The sequence below is a fragment of the Protofrankia sp. Cj3 genome (assembly GCF_917627355.1).
In the GTDB taxonomy this organism is placed as follows: domain Bacteria; phylum Actinomycetota; class Actinomycetes; order Frankiales; family Frankiaceae; genus Protofrankia.
The window spans coordinates 24,992-25,501 of the sequence record NZ_CAKJTR010000061.1; the positions used below are offsets into that span (position 1 = coordinate 24,992).

Annotated in this window: 1 protein-coding gene; it reads right to left on the reverse strand. The window is 69.4% G+C overall.

Annotated elements, in window-relative coordinates; all coding sequences use genetic code 11:
- Positions 1–403 (reverse strand): ABC transporter substrate-binding protein (locus MJ783_RS10740; protein WP_239310250.1); only part of this gene is annotated, 403 nt, incomplete at its 3' end.
- Between the last annotated feature and the right edge of the window lie 107 nt (positions 404–510).

Consider the following 510-nt stretch of genomic DNA (forward strand, 5'->3'; position numbering starts at 1 on the left):
TCGAGTCGGCGAACTGGCTGAACGAGCCGAGCACGGCGACGGCCTTGTCGTTCACGGCTTGGCGGGCGCACGTGCCGGCGGTGTTGGGGTCGTTCTTGTCGTTGCAGGACTCGACCCTCAACGGGTGGCCGGCGATGCCGCCCGCGGCGTTCGTCGCCTTGGCGAAGGCCGCGAGCACAGTGGGGATGTCCGGGAAGTCCGCGCCGGACGTTCCCGACGGAGTGATGGTGAGGACGGTGATCGGCGTCCCGGTCGCGGTGCTGCCTGCCGAGGCTGCCGCGCCCGCCGAGGTTGTGCGGGTGGAGCCGGTCGTTGACGGCGTCGAGCCGCCGCAGGCCGCCGCCGTGAGGACAACAGCTATAACTAACACGGCGCCGCGGATGGTCCTGGACCTCGCACGCACTGTGATTCTCCTTCCGTCGCCCGAAACTGGATGCCCTGACCGGATGGCAGCGCCGCCGAGCGAACGCGCTGACGGTATTGCGTCCGGTGTGACCTCGGTCATGGTCC